Below are 18,250 nucleotides of genomic sequence, written 5' to 3' on the forward strand. Positions count from 1 at the left end.
TCGTTATCCGGCTGCAGCAAGTGACATTTCAGGCTTCAGCGAGTGGCCGCGCGAGGCCGCGACGATCGCATCGACATCAAGGATGAGCGCCACGCGGCCGTCGCCGAGAATGGTTGCGGCGGCGATGCCAGGCACGTGGGTGTAGTTGGCCTCGAGGCTCTTGATCACCACCTGGCGCTGCCCCTGGATCGCATCGACCATCAGGGCACGCTGGCCACCACCTTCGGATTCGACCAGCAAGGCGACGCCTTCGACCGGGTTTGCCTGGATGGCGCGGAAATTCAGGATCCGGCCGACGTCGACAAGCGGGCAGAAGGAGTTGCGGATCGAGATCAGCCGCTGGTTGGAGCCGAAGGAGTGGATCGCAGACGCCTCGGGCTGCAGGGTTTCGACGATCGCGGTCAGCGGCACGACGAGGGTCTGGTTGGCAACCGTGACCACCATGCCGTCAAGAACGGCGAGCGTCAGCGGCAGGCTCATGGTGAAGACCGAACCGTGGCCCGGCTTCGAGGAAATGTTGATGCGACCACCGAGCGCCTGGATCGAGCGCTTGACCACGTCCATGCCGACGCCGCGGCCGGAAATGTCGGAGATCTTGTCGGCCGTCGAGAAGCCGGCGTGGAAGATCAGGTTGTCGATCTCCTCGTCCGAAAGGTTGGCGTCGGCCGCGATCAGGTCGTTGTCGATCGCCTTCTGGCGCACCTTCTCGCGATTGATGCCGGCACCGTCGTCGGCAAGCTCGATGACGATGCGGCCCGAACGGTGCTTGGCGGTCAAACGGACGGTGCCTTCGGCGCTCTTGCCGGCGGCAAGGCGCTTCTCGGGCGTTTCGAGACCGTGGTCGACCGCGTTGCGGATCATGTGGGTCAGCGGTTCGGCGAGCTTGTCGATGACCGTCTTGTCGACCTCGGTGTTCTCGCCTTCGGTGATCAGGCGAACCGACTTGCCGGTCATGTCGGCAATTTCGCGAACGATACGCGACATGCGCTGGAAGACGGGCTTCACCGGCTGGGCGCGGATCGCCATCACCGAATCCTGGATCTCGCGGGTGAGCTGCTGCAGCTCTTCGAGGCCCATGTTGATCGAGGACGTGCCGTTGGCGTCATTTTCAACGACGCTCTGCGAGAGCATCGCCTGGTTGATCACGAGTTCGCCGACAAGGTTGATCAGGCGGTCGACGCGGTCGAGATCGACGCGGATCGTCGGCGTGCCGGCGGAAGCGGCAGCCTGCTGGGCGGCGGCGCTCTGTGCTGCGGCACTCGCGGCGGCGGCTGCCGGCTTTTCGGCTGGCGCCCGCGAGGCTGCGGACTGCGCCATCTGGAGTACGTTGCTGGCGGTCCCTGCGGCGGAAACGGCAGCGTTGCGGATGTCCTGCTGCTGTGCTGCGAGTTCCTCCTCCTCGATGACGCCGACGGAAACCGCCGGCTCGTCGTCCAGGATCGAAAGGTCGAACGGCACCGGCTGCATCGGCAGCTCTTCGCCGGCCGGAGCGGCATCGTCGGCGAGCAGGGTTATTTCGAGATCGCAGTCCCACTCGGCAAATTCGAAGACGGTGCGGATCGCGTCTTCGCCCTTGTCGGACTTCAGCTGGATCTTCCAGAAGAAGTAAGCACTCTCCGGGCTCAGCCGATCGAGCGTCGGCAGCGCTTCCATGTCGCAATGGATGCTCATTTCGCCGAGACGCGAGAGGTCGCGCAGAAGCAGCGTTGCCTCGTTGCCCTTGGCGTAGAGATCCGACTTCGGCTTGAAGACGATCTCGTAGATGGGCATGTCCATCAGCGGCGGTTCTTCGGGCTGATCGAAGTCGTCGAAGGAGAAGGCGACCGGCTGGAAGCCCTCGTCGTTGACCGGCGGCGGAACTGCTGCGGCAACGGGCTTGGCGACCGGCTCAACCGCGGCAGCGGAAGCCTGGGGCACCTCGCCGTTGGCCAGAGCCTCCAGCTCCTTGATCAGCTGACGGCTGCGCGCCTCGTCGACGCTGCCGCCATCGCGGGCCGCATTGGTCAGGTCGGCCAGCACGTCGGCCGACTTCAGCATGACTTTCAGGACCTCCGGACCGGGATCGAGCCGGTTGGAACGAACGCAATCAAGGGTCGTCTCGAACACATGTGCGAAGGAGACGAGGTCGTCGAGCCCGAAGGCGCCCGCACCACCCTTGATCGAGTGCACCGCGCGGAACACCGCATTGACCGTTTCCGGGTCGCGGTCGCCGTCATTGAGCTTCAGCAGACCTGATTCCAGCTCGGCGAGTTGCTCCTCGCATTCCTGGAAGAAGATCTCTTTGATTTCGTTCATATCCATTGGAGGCTATCCCCGGACTTCAGGCCGTTACGCGCTCGATTGCATCGATGAGTTTGGTCGGGTCGAACGGCTTGACGATCCAGCCGGTTGCTCCCGCCTGGCGCGCGCGGTTCTTCTTTTCCGCATCGCTTTCCGTGGTCAGAACCAGGATCGGAATGGCACGGTAGCGGTCGTTCTTGCGCACGCCTTCGATGAAGCCGAAGCCGTCGAGACGCGGCATGTTGATGTCGGTGACGATCACGTCGGGATTGGCTTCCTCGAGAACTTCAAGACCCTCGACGCCGTCTTCCGCCTGGATCGTTTCGAAACCGGCATTGTTCAGGGTCACCAGCAGCATGTTTCGGATCGTCCGGGAGTCGTCGACCGTCAGAACTCGCTTCTTCATTTCTCAAATCTCCTTTGCCATCAGATGATCGATCTCGACCCCGATGAGCTGTGTCGTTTTCTCGAAAGCGTCCGACACCTTGCTGAAGGTGAAAGACAAATGTTCCTCTTGCCAGGTCTTGGCGCCGGCCATCAGCACCTGCACGCAAAGGGTCCCAACCCGCTCGACCGCCGACGCGTCGATCACGATGTCACTGCCCTTGAGCGCGAGCAGTTTCTCGTGCAGCGCCGTCGCCTCATTCAGGTCCAACACCGGCGCGAGGCTGAGCGTCTTTTGTGCGGTCTTCTTGCTGGCCATTCCTGTCTTCCTCGACTGCTAACTTTGAACTGCCCCTGGGATCAGCGCTGCCATCCGGCGAACCGCCGCTGCTCGCCGTCATCGAAGAGCGCCAGCGCCGTTTCCCCGGCAGCGGCCTCCGGCACCTGGCGGGTCAACTGACGGCCGACGGCCGGCGTCGATGCGACCGGCTCGCGGCGCTCCAGACGGAACTGGCGGATGGTTTCTCCGAGCTCGACGATGACCGTATGGAGGTCGTCGGACGAACGGGCCGTCTCGCCGGCCAAAACGGCGCTCGAATGGACGCCTTGGGAGATTGTTCCGATCTCGGCCGTGACCCCGCGCAGATCGCCGACCTGCGCTTCCGCCTCGCGGGCGATGCCGGATACGGCCGTGTTGATCGCAGTCACCTGCTCGACGATGCTGCTGATCGCGTCCTGGGTGCGACCGACGATCTCGACGCCGGTCTCGACCTGCGCCTTGGTACCGGTGACGAGCTGCTTGATCTCGCGCGCCGCCTCGCCGGAACGCTGCGCCAGAGCGCGCACTTCCTGGGCAACGACGGCAAAGCCACGGCCGCTGTCGCCGGCGCGCGCGGCCTCGATGCCGGCGTTGAGCGCCAGCAAATTGGTCTGAAAGGCGATCTCGTCGATGACGCCGATGATCTGCCCGATCTTTTCCGCGGATGCCTCGATGTCGGCCATGGCGGTGATCGCCTGGCCGGCGATCTGGCCGCTACGCTCGACGGCGACGCGTGTCTCGTTGGTCTTTTCCTCGGTAGAGCTGATCCGCCCGGATCCGGTCGCCATGCGCCCTGCCATGTCCGAGAGTGCTGCAAGCTGGCTTGAAAGCGCATCGGCTTCGGCGCTTGCCTTGTCGGAGAAGGCGACCGCGCCGCCGCGCATGCGATCGACGAGCGTTTCGGCAGCATGGCTTCGCTGAGCCGATGTCTGCAGGCTCGCCTGGATCTGCTCGAGCGCCGCGTTCAGGCTGGCGACGATCGGCTGATAGGCTTCGGCTCCAGTCTCCGGCAAGCGCACGCCGAGGTCGCCGCGGCTGAGGCCGTCCGCGAATTCGCCGAAGAGCGCCTGGACTTCCTGTTCGTCGGCGCTGCGCTGCTCGGCCAATTGCCGCTGATGCTGCTGGCGAAGCGCATTGAAGCGCAGCGAAACGCCGATCTCGGTATCGACAAAGGTGGTTCGAACGAGGGCCGCGACAAGTTCGCAGAGTTCGCGACGACGGGTCTTGCCCATCGGCAGGAAGGACTTCGGCCAGGCGTCTTCAATGAGCCCGACCAGCAGATGTTCGAGCACGACCGCATGGCTTGCCATCTGCCAGCGCGGGTCGAGGCCCATGCGATTGGCGGTGTCGGCGAGCACCTTGACCCGCTCGGCATAAAGGCCGTCGAAACGGGCGTCGGTCAGGACGTTCCAGTGGGACGTCTGCAGGTCCTGCAAGCGGTCGATCTGGCGGTCGCTGTCGAAATGGCGGGATGCATCGGGATAGGTCTGCAGGCGCTGAAAGAGATCGCGCAGCGCAAGGTCGATGCGCGGAGAGAGCTTCTGCCTGTTGTCGCGGACGCGGTTGCAGCTGTCATCGTCGAGCCCGGCAAAGCGCAAACGTTCCAGCAGGCTGCCTGCCTGGCCCTTCTTTGCCTGTTCTGACGATGTTTCCTGCCTCAACGCTGATCCCCGGGTACTGCGCGTTTTCGAATTTGCCTGGGGAGGTCACAGGGAGCCACAGTCCACCGGACGTGCACGCCACATTGATGAGATCAGCCCCCGCCAGCGGCGTCTGCCATCGATCATCCCGCAAGTAAATTCGGTGAAAAACGGATACCGGACCTGACCGGTACGGCGGGGCGGCATCATGCCTTGAGGAGACTTTTAGATTTTTCCCAATCCGACGTGTGCGACCATGTTTATGGTTAATTCCTTGCTTGAAGGTTAACGGTCCCTCGCCTCTAATCGGATTCACTAAAATTCGCGGGGTGTTTTCGCGCACATTTTTGCGTCGCAACAAAACTGTAATAAAAGCGCGAAAAACCAACAGGTTCTCACTCACAAGAGTTTAGAATTGTACTTTGACTTTGGCTCGCGTATCGAAGCAAAAGTGAAGTGGGCGCTGCATGCGCGAAGAAACCTTCGCATCACAAAAAGCGACATCATGAAGGTGCGCTTACAGGAAACGAACAATGATTGTTCTTGGCATCGGCGCCGCACTCACAGCAATCCTGACAATGACGGCAGTATCGATCGTGCTCAATATCGAACACAACCGGTCGATCAAGCGCAGCTCTGTGTTCTGAGCAAAGCCTGGACCTGACTTATACTGAAACAGCGCGAATTATCGGTCGGGAGCGAGCGTTCTACGACCGATTTTCTTTGTCGGCATGCCTCTTCGCCATGATGCGCCACGCCTGAGCGTAGTCGACGAGGCCCGCGGGAACAGCGCCCGTCAGCGGTTCGGCCCCGGTCCTGACGTTGGTTTCCTTGACGAGGCACGCCGCGCCGAGGCTCGTACCCGTCACATTGTGGGGATCGGCAAGAACCGGTCGCCCCGTCGCCGCAGCCAGCATGCGCAGATAGGTCGCGTTGCCGGCAAAGGGCCCCTCGACAACCACATCCCCGCGCGCGCCGATCAGGTCGAGGCAGGTGGCCGTCATCAATGCCAGATAGAACGACACGATCGTGAAACGTTCTGCGGGTCCAAGCGCCTGCTCGTCGCAGGTCCAGGTCGCCTTCAAGCCCGGAAACGGGCCGGACCCCTCGGGAACGGACGGCAACAGCATGTGCCGGGCCACCGCAACGCCTGCCTCCGTTTCGGGCGATGCGGCGACGACGTTGTCCCCGAGCAGGAGTTGGAATGCCCGTCCGCCCATGAAGCGGGCAGACGGCACAGGGTCTCCCAGCGCGTTGACGTTGATGAGCGTGTCGCGGCGCTCGTCAAGCGCCGTCGGCTCTGCGCCGACCGCAAGCATCACGACCCAGGTTCCGGTCGATACGACAGAAAAGGGCGAAGCGCGCGTCAACAGGTGCGGCAGCAGCGAGGCGTTGGAATCGTGAATGCCGCAGGAGACGGGCGTGCCCGGCGCAATCCCGGTTTCCGCGCACAGCTCCGGCAGCAGAGCGCCGGCGATGTCGCCTGCCTTCAGCACCGGCGCGAAGAGCGGTCGCCAGCCCTGGCGCTCGACCAGTGACGAGTAGCTCCCGGCCTTCGGGTTCCAGAGGTCCGTGTGGCAGCCGAGCGATGTCAGTTCATTGCAGCGCACACCCGTCAGGCGGAAGGTCCAGTATTGCGCGTAGGTCAGGATCGACGTGACCTTGGCAAACCGGTCCGGAAACGCCTTCTGCTGCCAATAGAGCTGCGCACCGACGTTGAGCCCCATCGGCAGCCGCGCCGAGCCAGTTTCCGAAAAGGATGGCCTTGCGGCGTCATAGTCCGCAGCCAGGCTGTCGGGGCCGGCGAACTCGTAATCGAGCACCGGCAGCGCGAGGTTTCCATCCGCGTCGAGCAGCGCCGCCGTTGCACCATGGGTGGTGATCGAAATCGCCTCGAAGGCGTGTTCGGCGTTGAGCGCCGCGAGGCTGTCGAGCACGAAGCGCCAGAGATGTTCGGTATCGAAATGCGGATAGGGTCCGCCGGCAAGGACCGTGTTGGCGGTCTTGCGCACGGCAATCTCCGCAAACAGGTCAAGGTCAACGGCCGCAACCTTGGCATTGGTCTTGCCGATATCGATGACGGCGACGATCCGCATCCGCTCATTCCATATGGAAAACGGTCTTGAGCGGCACGGCGACCGGCTCGTTGTCGGGCCGTGTCTCCATGATGTCGGCCATGTGCGCCCACCATTTCCGCATCACCGGATGGGACGGCAGATCCGCCATGCGATGATCGTCGGTTCGCCACAGCACGCCAAAGAGCATGCCGGTCTCTTCGTCCAGGTGGATGGAGTAGTCGGAAACGCCGGCCTCCTTCAATAGCCTTTCCAGTTCCGGCCAGATGGCATCGTGCCTTGCCTGATACTCGGCAGCCATGCCCGGGTTCAGCCGCATGCGGAAGGCGTATTTTTCCATTGGATCCTCAATGGGCGAGACGGCGACGGGCCCGGCGCCACAGGATGGGAAGCGCGATCACCGAGATCAGCAGCAGGCCGATGAAGATCGACATGACGATGCCGGGCACGTTGAGCAGGCCGAAACCGAAAGTCACCATGCCCATGATCAGCGCCGCGAGCACGACGCCGGGAATGGTTCCGGATCCGCCGAGAATGTTGACGCCGCCGAGAACCACCATCGTCACCACCTCCAGCTCCCAGCCGAGCGCGATCGATGGCCGGGTGGAGCCAAGGCGCGAGGTCAGGCAGATCGAGGCAAGGCCCGCCATCAGCCCGGTTGACAGGAACAGGATGAACTTGATGCGCGGCACGCGGATGCCGGAGAAAAGCGCTGCCGTCTGGTTGTTGCCGATCGCATAGACCGCGCGGCCGAAATTGGTCCGGTGCAGCACCACGCCGTAGACGACCGCCAGCGCGAGGAACAACGTGAACTCGAAGGAGAACACCCACCAGACATATCCCTGGCCGAACCAGGCGAAGCTGTCCGGATAGCCGGTGAAGGCCTGGTCGCCGAGGATGAGGAAGGAGAGCCCGCGAAACAGGCTCATGGTGCCGATGGTCACGACGATCGACGGTAGCCCGAGGCCGGTGATGAGCAGACCGTTGATGGCGCCGCAAACGAGTCCGACCGAGAGACCGATCGCAACGAGCGACGGCGTGTCGAAGCCAAGCTGGACGGCATAGCCCATGGCGGTCGAAGCCAGCGCGATGATCGCAGCGACCGACAGATCGATCTCGCCCGAAATGATCACCAGCGCCATGGCAAAGGCGATGATCGCTTTTTCCGTGAAGTTGAACGTCGCGTCCGACAGGTTCCAGGGGTCGAGGAAATAGGGTGACGCCAGCGAGTTGCCGAGGAAGATGAGGCAGGCGACGACAAGAAGCAGGCTCTCCCAGCTCTTCAGCAACCGTGTACCCCGGCCTTCGAGGCGATCTGGAATGTGACGGGGCGCAGGTTGGATCTCGGCCATCAGACGGCCTCCGCTTTTCTCAGGATGACGCGACCCTTGCGCCGCTCGGCGCGGGCGTTGACGGCAACGGCGATGATGATCACCATGCCCGAAATCGCCATCTGGGCGAACGGTGAGATGTTGATCACCGGCAGCGCGTTCTTGATGACGCCGAGGAACAGCGCGCCGAGCACGGCTCCCGCCACCGTGCCGATACCGCCGGCGATCGAGATGCCGCCGATGACGCAGGCCGCGATGATGTCGAGCTCGAAGCCGGCGGCGATATCGACATAGGCGACCGCGTAACGCGAGACCCAGAGATAGCCGGAGAGCCCGGCAAGCGCGCCCGAAAGACAATAGGCAGAAAAGCGCGTGCGGCCGACATTGATGCCGGTATAGATCGCCGCATGCGGATTGCCGCCGACCGCATAGAAGGCCCGCCCGAGCGCCGTGCGGTTCATCAGCAGAAACACGAGCCCGATCATCACCAGTGACAGCCAGGAGAGAACCGGGAAGCCGAGGAGCGCGTCGCGCGGTAGCGCCTTGAAAGCGTCGCTCATCTGGTGGGCATTGATCCATTTGCCGTCACTCAAGAGGAAGATCAGGCCGCGATAGATGGTGAGCGTGCCGAGCGTGACGACGATCGGCGGGATATCGAGCTTCCAGACGAGGGCGCCGTTGATCATGCCGAGCAAGGTGCCAAGCGCGACCGCCGCAAGGATGACCAGCGGGATCGGCAGGCCTGGAAAGGCTGCATTCAGCATCGCCGCCACCATGCCCGAAAGCGCCAGGTTCGCGGCCATGGAGAGATCGATGCAGCGCGTCAGGATCACCGCCATCTGGCCAAGCGCCAGGATGATCAGGATCGACGTGTCGTTATAGACACGCGCGAGATTTGCCGGAGCGACGAAGGGCGGGAACCGCCAGGTGATGAGGAAAAGCAGCACGGCGATCGCGCCAACAAGCAAAAGCTCACGGTTTTTGAGGAACTTCACCATCACGCGGCCCCCTGAATGCCGGCGGCAGCGCGCACCAGCTTTTCTGCCGTCAGGTCCGCGCGATCGAACTGCGCGGCGATCCGTCCCTCGCGCATGACGATGACGCGGTCGGACATGCCCATGATCTCGGGGATTTCCGAGGACACCATGATGACACTCAAGCCCTCAGCCGCAAGCTCGCTCATGAAGGCGTGCACGGCCGCCTTGGAACCGATGTCGATGCCCTTGGTCGGCTCGTCGAGAATGATCACCTTGGGTCTCGTCGCCAGCCACTTGGCGATCACCACCTTCTGCTGGTTGCCGCCCGACAGCGTGCCGACATCCTGGTCGAGCGAGGCGGCGCGCAGGTCGAGGCGTGACGTATACTCTCGCGCCAGCGCGAACTCGTTGGCGAGTTTCAGAAAGCCCGAGCGCGAGGTGCGCGACAGCGATGGCAGCGTGACGTTCTGGAAGATCGGCAGCCCGATGATCGCGCCCTGGCGGCCACGTTCCTCCGGTACATAGACGATGCCGGCCCGGATCGCTTCGGACGGGCTGCGGATCACCAGTACCTGGCCATCGAGGCGGACGGCGCCGGCGGACGGGCGGGTGACGCCGATCAGGGACTGCATGAATTCGGAGCGCCCGGCGCCGACGAGGCCGTAAAAGCCGAGGATTTCGCCGCGGCGAAGCTCGAAATTGATGTCCTCGAACTCCGTCGGGTGACGGTAGCCCGAGACAGTCAAGACCGGCTCGCCGATTGAAACGTGCTTCTTCGGATAGACGGAACCGACGGCGCGGCCGACCATGAGGCGCACCAGCTCGTCCTGGCTGACATCGGCGATCAACCCCTCGTCGACCATGGTTCCGTCGCGAAAGACCGTGTAGCGGTCGGCGATGCGGAAGATCTCGTCGAACTTGTGGCTGATGAAGAGGATCGCCTTGCCCTCGGCCTTCAACCGCTCGACCAGCGCATAGAGCTCGTGGATCTCCTTGTGCGACAGCGCCGCCGTCGGCTCGTCCATGATGACCACCTGGGCATCGACGGAAAGAGCACGGGCAATCGCGACCAGATGTTTCTTGGCAATGCCGAGATCCCGCAGCCGGATCGTCGGATCGAGATCGGCACCGGCGCGCGCAAGCAGCGCACGGGCATCAGCGTTGAGCTTCTTCCAGTCGATCAGGCCGAAGCGATTGCGCGGAGCGTGGCCGAGGAAGATGTTCTCGGCGACGGACAACTCGTCGAAGAGCACGGTTTCCTGGTGGATCGCAGTGACCCCGGCATGCGCCGCCGCAAGCGCGGTCGGAAAATGAACCTCCCGGTCGGCCACGTGGATCGTGCCGCTATCCGGCTGGTAGATACCGGTCAGAATCTTGACGAGCGTCGATTTGCCCGCGCCGTTTTCGCCGATCAGCGCCGTCACCGAGCCCGGATAGAGCGACAGCGAAACATCGGAGAGCGCCTTCACGCCAGGAAAAGACTTCGAGATCCCTTCGAGCGCGATGGCGGGCTTCATCCGCGATGTGAGCGTATCCTGCAGCAAGTTCCGTTCCGCCTGATCTATGTGCCTGACATTGAGGGCAGTCTGCAAATGCCCCTCACCCTAACCCTCTCTCCGCAAACGGGGAGAGGGAACGAGTGCACCGTCATCCTCCCGCCTCGTCGGGAAGAAGAAGGACAAACCGTTGCCGCTTGTCCCTTCTCCCCGCGAGCGGGGAGAAGGTGCCGGCAGGCGGATGAGGGGCTACCCTCACCGCGCGGATGAGGAGCAAGCAAGCATTTCGCCCGATCAGAAGATCTTGGCGAATTCCTCGACGTTCTTGGCGTCGTAGACGAACGGGTCGGCCATCGCGCCTTCGTTGTTGTCGTCGAGCTTGACGGCGCCCATGCGGCCCATCTTCAGTTCAGCACCCGGCTTGGCTTCGGCGCCGCCGATCAGGTCATAGGCGATCATCGTTGCGGAGTAGCCAAGGTCGATCGGGTTCCAGATGGCGAAGGACTTGGAGGCGCCCGACTTGACGTGGCCGGCCATTTCCGAGGGAAGGCCGAGGCCCGTGACGTTGATCTGGCCGATCTTGCCGGCGTCGGTGACGGCCTGGGCGGCCGCGACGATGCCGACCGAGGTCGGCGCGATGATCGCCTTCAGGTTCGGATAGGACTGAATGAGACCTTGGGTTTCGCGATAGGACTTGTCGGCCAGGTCGTCGCCATAGACGGTGGCCACGACATTGATGCCCTTGTAGTTGCCCTGAACCTTCTTCATTTCGGCGATCCAGGTGTTCTGGTTGGTCGCTGTTGCCGACGCCGAAAGCACGGCGACGTCGCCACCCTCAGGCAGGTTGTCGGCGGCAAGCTTGATGATCATGTTGCCGATCAAGGGGTTCGACGACGGGTTGAGGTGCATCAGCCGGCCGTCCTTGGCGACGCCCGAGTCCCAGGAGATGACCTTGATGCCGCGGTCCATCGCCTTCTTCAGCGCCGGCACCAGGGCGTCGGTGTCATTGGCCGAAACCGCGATCGCATCGACCTTCTGGGCGATCAGCGAGTTGATCACCTCGATCTGGCCTTCGGCCGTCGTCGAGGTCGGACCGGTATAGATCACCTCGACATCGCCCAGTTCCTTGGCGGCTTCCTGGGCGCCCTTGTTGGCGGCCTCGAAGAAGCCAATGCCGAGCGCCTTGACGACGAGCGCGATCTTCTTGTTTTCCGCATGCGCGGCATTGGCCATCAGTGCCAGCGAAACGGCGGCCGTGACCATCAGTGACTTCAGGATCTTCATGCTCATTTCCTCCCGTTGACCGGTGCACGATCAAGGCGCACCAGTGCTGGCTTCCTCCATTGGCAACAGCCCGGCTCCCTTTGCCCGTGACCGCCGCCTTCCCCTCGCCCCGTCCGCCTCAGGCGGACGAGGAAATGTTGTCCGCTTCCGCGCCCGCTCTGGAGCTGGCCACAACCAGCCGCACGCCGGCATTTTCGAGCATCGCGGCATGCCTGTCCTCGATGCCCGAATCCGTGATCACTGTGGCGATCCGCTTCAGCCCGCACAGGATGAGGCTCGACCGCTTGTGAAATTTCGACGAGTCGATGAGCACGACGAGTTCGTCGGCCTGGTCGATCAGCTTCTGCTCCGCCTGGATCAGAAGCGGATCCGCCTCCATCAGCCCGAGCGGGCCAAGGCCTTGCGCCCCCATGAACATCCGGCGCGCATAGAAATTGCGCGTCACGTCATTGTCGAAGGGGCTGAGGATGATGTTCTGCTCGCGGTAGATCGTGCCGCCCGACAGCATCACCGTGTTCTTCGAATGCTTCAAAAGGTGCTCGGCGATCGGGAAGGAATTGGTGAACACCTGCATCCGGCGGTTGCTCAAGAAATGCACCATCTGGAAGGTGGTCGTGCCGCCGTTGATGATGATCGGCTCGCCGTCCTCGCAAAGCGCCACCGCCTCCTTGGCGATCGCCTGCTTCTCGCGGGCATGCAGCCCCTCGTTGACCTTGAACGGCCGGCCGGCAAGGCCGACGAACTGCGGCGGATTGATCGCCTCGGCACCGCCGCGCACCCGGCGAAGCTTCTTCTGCACGTGAAGCGCCGCGATATCGCGCCGGATCGTCGCCTCGGAACTGTCGGTCAGATCGACCAGTTCCTGGACGGTGACGACGGGTTTTTCCTGAACCGCCGACTGAATGATCCGGTGTCTTTCTTTCTCGTGCATGCGTTCCTCCGATGGCATCAATGCTTCCATCACGATCGACCATTGTCAATCACAATCAATCATATTTTTTCATTGTGCAGCGCAATATGCGCGAACTTGATCGTTTTTGATTGACAATAACGCTCAAGCAATGTGATCTGATGCCAACCATATCTCTGTGCGGCCGCCAAGCCGTGCGGCATCAGACCGGGAGGAATTCGAGATGCTCGACAAGCAGCAGGGCGCGCGACTTGCAAACCTTTGGGACGAGGCGAAGGCTGCCGGCATGAGCGAATCCGAGCGACTGCTTTACCGCTCAAACCTGCTCGGATCCGACAAACGCATCACCAATTACGGCGGCGGCAACACCTCGGCCAAGGTGATGGAGAAGGATCCGCTTGGCGCCGGTGCCGTCGAAGTGCTCTGGGTGAAGGGCTCGGGCGGTGACGTCGGCACCATCAAGCTCGACGGCTTCGCCACCCTCTACATGGACAAGCTCAACGCGCTGAAGACGATCTACCGCGGCGTCGCATTCGAAGACGAGATGGTCGGCTACCTGCCGCATTGCACCTTCAACCTCAACCCGCGCGCCGCCTCGATCGACACGCCGCTGCATGCCTATGTCACGAAGAAGCATGTCGACCACATGCACCCCGACGCAATCATCGCCATTGCCGCAGCCAGGAACAGCCGCGAGCTGACGGCAAAGATCTTCGGCGACGACATCGGCTGGCTGCCCTGGAAGCGCCCGGGTTACGAGCTCGGCCTTTGGCTTGAAAAGTTCTGCCTCGAAAATCCTGGTGCCCGCGGCGTCGTGCTCGAAAGCCATGGCCTCTTCACCTGGGGGGATACCGCGAAAGAGGCCTACGAGACGACGGTCGAGATCATCAACAAGGCAATTGCCTGGTTCGAGGCCGAAAACACCAAACCGGCCTTCGGCGGCGCTGTCGCGCCGGTGCTTGATGCCACTGCCCGCGCCGATGTCGCGCGCAAGCTGATGCCGGTCATCCGCGGCCTGATCAGCGCCGACGAGAAGAAGGTCGGCCATTTCGACGACAGCCAGGCGGTACTCGATTTCGTCACCTCGAAGGACCTGAAGCCGCTCGCCGCGCTCGGCACGAGTTGCCCGGACCATTTCCTGCGCACCAAGATCCGGCCGCTGGTCGTCGATTTCGATCCGGCCAGTCCGGACGTAGACAAGACGCTTGCAGCCCTTCCCGACGCGATTGCCGCCTACCGCTCCGACTACGCAGGCTATTACCAGCGCTGCAAGCGTCCCGACAGCCCCGCCATGCGCGACCCGAACGCGGTCGTCTATCTCGTGCCCGGCGTCGGCATGATCACCTTTGCCAAGGACAAGGCGACCGCCCGCATTTCCGGCGAGTTCTATGTCAACGCCATCAACGTCATGCGCGGTGCCTCGGGTGTGTCGACCTATGTCGGCCTGCCGGAACAGGAAGCCTTCGACATCGAATACTGGCTTCTCGAAGAGGCGAAGCTGCAGCGCATGCCGAAGGCGAAGAGCCTCGCAGGCCGGATCGCGCTTGTGACCGGCGGCGCCGGCGGCATCGGCAAGGCGACGGCCAACCGGCTGATGCAGGAAGGGGCGTGCGTGGTGCTCGCCGATATCGACGAGACGGCGCTTGCCGCTGCCGAAGGCGAACTTGTCGCCCGCTACGGCAAGGACTTCGTGCGCTCGGTCAGCATGAACGTCACCAGCGAGGCGGCGGTCGAAGGCGGTTTCGCCGACACGCTACTTGCCTTCGGCGGTCTCGACATTCTGGTTTCCAACGCCGGCCTTGCGTCATCCGCCACGATCGAAGACACGACGCTTGCGCTCTGGAACAAGAACATCGAGATCCTGACGACGGGCTATTTCCTCGTCTCGCGCGAGGCCTTCCGCGTCTTCCGGCAACAGAAGGCCGGCGGCAACGTCGTCTTCGTTGCCTCCAAGAACGGCCTTGCCGCCTCCCCCGGCGCTGCTGCCTATTGCACGGCCAAGGCCGCCGAAATCCACCTCGCCCGCTGCCTGGCGCTCGAAGGGGCTTCCGCCCAGATCCGCGTCAATGTCGTCAACCCGGATGCGGTGCTGCGCGGCTCGAAGATCTGGACCGGCGAATGGAAGGAACAGCGCGCAGCCGCCTACAAGATGGATGTCGACGATCTGGAGGCACATTATCGCGAGCGGTCAATGCTGAAGCTCAGCGTCTTCCCGGAGGATATCGCCGAGGCGATCTATTTCCTGTCGTCAGACATGTCGGCGAAATCGACCGGCAACATCATCAATGTCGACGCGGGCAACGCCCAGTCGTTCACCCGCTGATCAGGGAGAGTTTCATGACGACGACGATGATCGGCCAGGCGACGATCGAGGCCGAGAACGAGACCCGCATCACCGCACTTCGCCGCGACTACGAGAGCCTCGGCGAGCGGCTCGATCGCCGCGGCATCGCGATCGACGCCATCAAGGACAAGGTCGCCGCCTACGGCGTCGCCGTGCCTTCGTGGGGTGTCGGCACCGGCGGCACGCGCTTTGCCCGCTTCCCCGGCAAGGGCGAACCACGCAACATCTTCGACAAGCTCGAGGATTGCGCCGTCATCCAGCAGCTGACCCGGGCAACGCCCACCGTCTCGCTGCACATCCCGTGGGACAAGGTCGGCGACATTTCCGAACTGAAGGACAAGGGCACGTCTCTCGGCCTCGGTTTCGATGCGATGAACTCGAACACGTTTTCCGACGCGCCCGGTCAGGAACATTCCTACAAGTTCGGCTCGCTCTCGCATGTCGACGCAGCCACGCGCGCCCAGGCGGTGGAACACAATCTCGAATGCATCGAGATCGGCCGGCAGCTCGGCTCCAGGGCGCTGACGGTCTGGGTCGGCGACGGCTCCAATTTCCCCGGACAGAGCAACTTTACCCGTGCCTTCGAGCGCTATCTCGACGCGATGAAATCGGTCTACGCGGCATTGCCGGAGGATTGGCGCATCTTTTCCGAACACAAGATGTTCGAGCCGGCCTTCTATTCGACGGTCGTCCAGGACTGGGGCACGAACTATCTGATTGCGCAGGAATTGGGACCCAAGGCCTTCTGCCTCGTCGACCTCGGCCACCATGCGCCGAACGTCAACATCGAAATGATCGTCGCCCGCCTCATCCAGTTTGGCAAGCTCGGCGGCTTCCACTTCAACGATTCGAAATACGGCGACGACGATCTCGATACCGGATCGATCGATCCTTACCGCCTGTTCCTCGTTTTCAACGAGCTCGTCGATGCCGAGACACGCAAGGCCAAGGGGTTCCAGCCGGCGCATATGCTTGACCAGAGCCACAACGTCACCGATCCGATCGAAAGCCTGATGACCAGCGCCACCGAGGTCTGCCGCGCCTATGCGCAGGCGCTGATCGTCGACCGTTCGGCGCTCGAAGGCTACCAGGATGGCAACGATGCGCTGATGGCCACGGAGACGCTGAAGGCTGCCTTCCGCACCGACGTCGAGCCGATCCTTGCGATGGCGCGGCTTGACATGGGCGGCGCCATCAGCCCGGTCGCGACCTATCGCAAGAGCGGCTATCGCGCCAGGGTCGCGGCCGAACGCCCCGCGGTTGCCGGCGGCGGAGGTGGCATCGTCTGAGCTTCATCGCGTGCGACGGTTCAAAAAATCGTCGCACGATGAAATTGCCCCCTATCTGATTTCAATTCCTGATCTATCTTTCCCTTGAAGGTCCAACGGAAAGGGAACCGTTCATGGGTATCGAAAGCATTCTCGTATTCCTGATTGTCGGCGCGATCGCCGGCTGGCTTGCCGGCCTCATCGTCAAAGGCTTTGGCTTTGGCCTGATCGGCAACATGGTGGTCGGCATCATCGGCGCCTTCATCGCCGGCTTCCTCTTCCCGGCAATCGGTATTAGCCTTGGCACCGGTATACTCTCGGCGATCCTGCACGCGACGATCGGCGCCGTCATTCTTCTGGTGCTGATCCGGATCGTCAAACAGGCGTGACCGAGGAGTTTCGAGGAGCCCTTCAGGCCTGCGAAAGCCGAGGGCTCCTTCATCCGGCCGCGCCCAAGACAGCCGAGCACGCCGACCTGTCGGATGGATGGGCGCGCCGGACAATGGCAGATCGACAGACGGAGGCGAGGATGAACGCAGTTTACACGGACAAGATCGAGACCGCACTCAAGTCATTCATGGCGGATCATCCGGGCGCACAGACACGCGATCAGGCGATCATCGCGATCCTGGAGAGCTGGTTCACCAGCCACGGCTACCTGCCGCCGCAACAGGAAGGCCGACGTCCGGAAGAGCTTGACGCCTCAAACGACGATTGAGAGATTGGCGCGCCCGACGCCCGGGACACTGCACCTGTCCTTCGGCATCGCGGCACCGATCGCCACAGCTTCAACAATGTGACCCCTTCGCCATGAGCCTTGCCTCCGTCAAAGACTTCTTCTCCCAGCACGCCCCCGACATCGACGTCATCGAGCTCAAGCAAAGCACCGCAACGGTGGCGCTCGCCGCCGAAGGTCACGGTGTCGAGCCGGCCCAGATCGCCAAGACGCTGGCGCTTCGGGTCGGGGACGACGTGATCCTGATCGTCACGCGGGGCGACGCGCGCCTCGACAACAAGAAGTACAAGGCGCGTTTCGGCACCAAGGCCCGCATGCTCGGCTTCGACGAAGTGGAGGCCGAAACCGGTCATCCGGTCGGCGGTGTCTGCCCTTTCGGCCTTGCCAAGCCGCACAACGTCTTTTGCGACCTGTCGCTGAAAGCCTATGACATCGTCGTGCCGGCTGCCGGAGCGACCAACGCGGCGGTGCACATCAGTCCCGCCCGGATCGTCGAATTGACCGGCGCCGAGTGGATCGACGTTTCGGAAACGTGAAGCCCGTGCCTTCGAATGGCCACAAAGCTTAATTGAGTACGGACGTCTGTCCTGGTGGTGATTTGCCGGGTCGGCCCCTTCCACGGCAAGGAGTTCGTTACGCATGAAGACTGTCGCATATCCCCTGATCCTCGCAGCCACCTGTTCACCGGCGCTCGCGATGGATCAGTCGCTGGTGCGCCAGTTCGAAAAGCTCGACCCCCAGACCCGGCTCGAACAACGGTGCGACACCGAGGCGATGGAGCGCATCAACACCGACAAGTCGAGCTTCAAGCCGGACAAGGTCATCGCCTACACCTTCGCCGAGCCGGTGGTGACGGACGACAAGATGAAGGCGCCGGGCGCCGTGTTCCGCAGCAAGGGCGAATGGTACAAGCTGAAATTCAAGTGCCGCACGGACGCGGAACACCTCGATATCCTCTCCTTCGAATACAAGATCGGCGAGCTCGTGCCGCATGAAAGCTGGGACGAGCACTACCTCTACCCTTGAGGCCACACCGGACCGCCAGCGTATCCATAGCAACGATGAAATGACCAGAAGCGCACCGTGATCGTTCAGGGCCGCTGCGTGCGCTCGGATTTACTGTGTGTTGAAAGCAAGCGCGCTGCGCATCTTTGCGCGGCGCGCTAGAGAACAGCCGCGAGAAACAGCAACGAGCCGAGCGACAGC

General features: G+C 62.7%; 17 protein-coding genes. 6 read left to right on the forward strand and 11 right to left on the reverse strand.

Going from position 1 to position 18,250, the window contains the following annotated elements; translation table 11 throughout:
• Positions 1–3 precede the first annotated feature (3 nt).
• The 11 genes from VGO12_RS21750 to VGO12_RS21800 form a co-directional block, all read right to left on the reverse strand.
• Positions 4–2,301, reverse strand: coding sequence for a chemotaxis protein CheA (locus tag VGO12_RS21750; RefSeq protein ID WP_327514827.1), 2,298 nt, complete (start codon positions 2,299–2,301; stop codon positions 4–6).
• Between the two features lie 19 nt (positions 2,302–2,320).
• On the reverse strand, positions 2,321–2,686 hold the full coding sequence (locus VGO12_RS21755; protein WP_025425897.1) for a response regulator: 366 nt from the start codon (positions 2,684–2,686) through the stop codon (positions 2,321–2,323).
• Positions 2,687–2,689: 3 nt separating this feature from the next.
• Complete coding sequence (locus tag VGO12_RS21760) at positions 2,690–2,983, reverse strand: STAS domain-containing protein (RefSeq protein ID WP_327514828.1); 294 nt, start codon at positions 2,981–2,983, stop codon at positions 2,690–2,692.
• Between the two features lie 41 nt (positions 2,984–3,024).
• Positions 3,025–4,644: a globin-coupled sensor protein gene (locus VGO12_RS21765; protein WP_327514829.1), complete on the reverse strand. Its 1,620-nt coding sequence runs from the start codon at positions 4,642–4,644 to the stop codon at positions 3,025–3,027.
• Positions 4,645–5,330: 686 nt separating this feature from the next.
• A complete protein-coding gene (locus VGO12_RS21770; protein WP_327514830.1) occupies positions 5,331–6,719 on the reverse strand; it encodes an FGGY-family carbohydrate kinase in 1,389 nt (462 codons plus the stop codon).
• Between the two features lie 4 nt (positions 6,720–6,723).
• Positions 6,724–7,038, reverse strand: coding sequence for an L-rhamnose mutarotase (rhaM, locus tag VGO12_RS21775; protein WP_327514831.1), 315 nt, complete (start codon positions 7,036–7,038; stop codon positions 6,724–6,726).
• Between the two features lie 7 nt (positions 7,039–7,045).
• Positions 7,046–8,050, reverse strand: a complete 1,005-nt coding sequence (locus VGO12_RS21780; protein ID WP_327514832.1) for an ABC transporter permease — start codon at positions 8,048–8,050, stop codon at positions 7,046–7,048.
• On the reverse strand, positions 8,050–9,030 hold the full coding sequence (locus tag VGO12_RS21785; protein WP_327514833.1) for an ABC transporter permease: 981 nt from the start codon (positions 9,028–9,030) through the stop codon (positions 8,050–8,052). Before VGO12_RS21785 ends, VGO12_RS21780 begins: the two co-directional genes overlap by 1 nt.
• Positions 9,027–10,523 (reverse strand): sugar ABC transporter ATP-binding protein, encoded by a 1,497-nt coding sequence (locus VGO12_RS21790; protein WP_327514834.1) that lies wholly within the window; start codon positions 10,521–10,523, stop codon positions 9,027–9,029. Before VGO12_RS21790 ends, VGO12_RS21785 begins: the two co-directional genes overlap by 4 nt.
• A gap of 273 nt (positions 10,524–10,796) precedes the next feature.
• Complete coding sequence (gene rhaS, locus VGO12_RS21795) at positions 10,797–11,786, reverse strand: rhamnose ABC transporter substrate-binding protein (protein ID WP_327514835.1); 990 nt, start codon at positions 11,784–11,786, stop codon at positions 10,797–10,799.
• A gap of 118 nt (positions 11,787–11,904) precedes the next feature.
• The gene (locus tag VGO12_RS21800; protein ID WP_327514836.1) at positions 11,905–12,717 is read right to left on the reverse strand and encodes a DeoR/GlpR family DNA-binding transcription regulator; all 813 of its coding nucleotides are present in this window, start codon (positions 12,715–12,717) and stop codon (positions 11,905–11,907) included.
• A gap of 202 nt (positions 12,718–12,919) precedes the next feature.
• On the opposite strand from VGO12_RS21800, the gene VGO12_RS21805 reads away from it, so the two are divergent.
• From VGO12_RS21805 to VGO12_RS21830, 6 genes are all read left to right on the forward strand, one after another.
• Positions 12,920–15,019, forward strand: a complete 2,100-nt coding sequence (locus VGO12_RS21805) for a bifunctional rhamnulose-1-phosphate aldolase/short-chain dehydrogenase (RefSeq protein WP_327514837.1) — start codon at positions 12,920–12,922, stop codon at positions 15,017–15,019.
• A gap of 26 nt (positions 15,020–15,045) precedes the next feature.
• Positions 15,046–16,329, forward strand: coding sequence for an L-rhamnose catabolism isomerase (rhaI, locus tag VGO12_RS21810; RefSeq protein ID WP_414650761.1), 1,284 nt, complete (start codon positions 15,046–15,048; stop codon positions 16,327–16,329).
• Between the two features lie 113 nt (positions 16,330–16,442).
• Positions 16,443–16,697: a GlsB/YeaQ/YmgE family stress response membrane protein gene (locus VGO12_RS21815; RefSeq protein WP_223726397.1), complete on the forward strand. Its 255-nt coding sequence runs from the start codon at positions 16,443–16,445 to the stop codon at positions 16,695–16,697.
• A 140-nt stretch (positions 16,698–16,837) separates the two neighbouring features.
• Complete coding sequence (locus VGO12_RS21820) at positions 16,838–17,026, forward strand: hypothetical protein (RefSeq protein WP_327514839.1); 189 nt, start codon at positions 16,838–16,840, stop codon at positions 17,024–17,026.
• A gap of 92 nt (positions 17,027–17,118) precedes the next feature.
• Entirely contained in the window at positions 17,119–17,580 is a 462-nt protein-coding gene (locus VGO12_RS21825) for a YbaK/EbsC family protein (RefSeq protein ID WP_327514840.1), read from the forward strand.
• Positions 17,581–17,683: 103 nt separating this feature from the next.
• Positions 17,684–18,070: a DUF930 domain-containing protein gene (locus tag VGO12_RS21830; protein WP_327514841.1), complete on the forward strand. Its 387-nt coding sequence runs from the start codon at positions 17,684–17,686 to the stop codon at positions 18,068–18,070.
• Positions 18,071–18,250 lie beyond the last annotated feature (180 nt).

Origin of the sequence: Ensifer sp. (assembly GCF_035999135.1) — a bacterium.
Classification (GTDB): domain Bacteria; phylum Pseudomonadota; class Alphaproteobacteria; order Rhizobiales; family Rhizobiaceae; genus Ensifer.

Bases quoted from the DNA above. Each gene is read 5' to 3' on its own strand.
- rhaI (WP_414650761.1), top strand. From the start codon at position 15,046: ATGATCGGCCAGGCGACGATCGAGGCCGAGAACGAGACCCGCATCACC.
- VGO12_RS21830 (WP_327514841.1), top strand. From the start codon at position 17,684: ATGAAGACTGTCGCATATCCCCTGATCCTCGCAGCCACCTGTTCACCG.
- VGO12_RS21805 (WP_327514837.1), top strand. From the start codon at position 12,920: ATGCTCGACAAGCAGCAGGGCGCGCGACTTGCAAACCTTTGGGACGAG.
- VGO12_RS21800 (WP_327514836.1), bottom strand. From the start codon at position 12,717: ATGCACGAGAAAGAAAGACACCGGATCATTCAGTCGGCGGTTCAGGAA.
- VGO12_RS21815 (WP_223726397.1), top strand. From the start codon at position 16,443: ATGGGTATCGAAAGCATTCTCGTATTCCTGATTGTCGGCGCGATCGCC.
- rhaM (WP_327514831.1), bottom strand. From the start codon at position 7,038: ATGGAAAAATACGCCTTCCGCATGCGGCTGAACCCGGGCATGGCTGCC.
- VGO12_RS21780 (WP_327514832.1), bottom strand. From the start codon at position 8,050: ATGGCCGAGATCCAACCTGCGCCCCGTCACATTCCAGATCGCCTCGAA.
- VGO12_RS21755 (WP_025425897.1), bottom strand. From the start codon at position 2,686: ATGAAGAAGCGAGTTCTGACGGTCGACGACTCCCGGACGATCCGAAAC.
- rhaS (WP_327514835.1), bottom strand. From the start codon at position 11,786: ATGAAGATCCTGAAGTCACTGATGGTCACGGCCGCCGTTTCGCTGGCA.
- VGO12_RS21760 (WP_327514828.1), bottom strand. From the start codon at position 2,983: ATGGCCAGCAAGAAGACCGCACAAAAGACGCTCAGCCTCGCGCCGGTG.
- VGO12_RS21790 (WP_327514834.1), bottom strand. From the start codon at position 10,523: ATGAAGCCCGCCATCGCGCTCGAAGGGATCTCGAAGTCTTTTCCTGGC.
- VGO12_RS21825 (WP_327514840.1), top strand. From the start codon at position 17,119: ATGAGCCTTGCCTCCGTCAAAGACTTCTTCTCCCAGCACGCCCCCGAC.
- VGO12_RS21750 (WP_327514827.1), bottom strand. From the start codon at position 2,301: ATGGATATGAACGAAATCAAAGAGATCTTCTTCCAGGAATGCGAGGAG.
- VGO12_RS21820 (WP_327514839.1), top strand. From the start codon at position 16,838: ATGAACGCAGTTTACACGGACAAGATCGAGACCGCACTCAAGTCATTC.
- VGO12_RS21770 (WP_327514830.1), bottom strand. From the start codon at position 6,719: ATGCGGATCGTCGCCGTCATCGATATCGGCAAGACCAATGCCAAGGTT.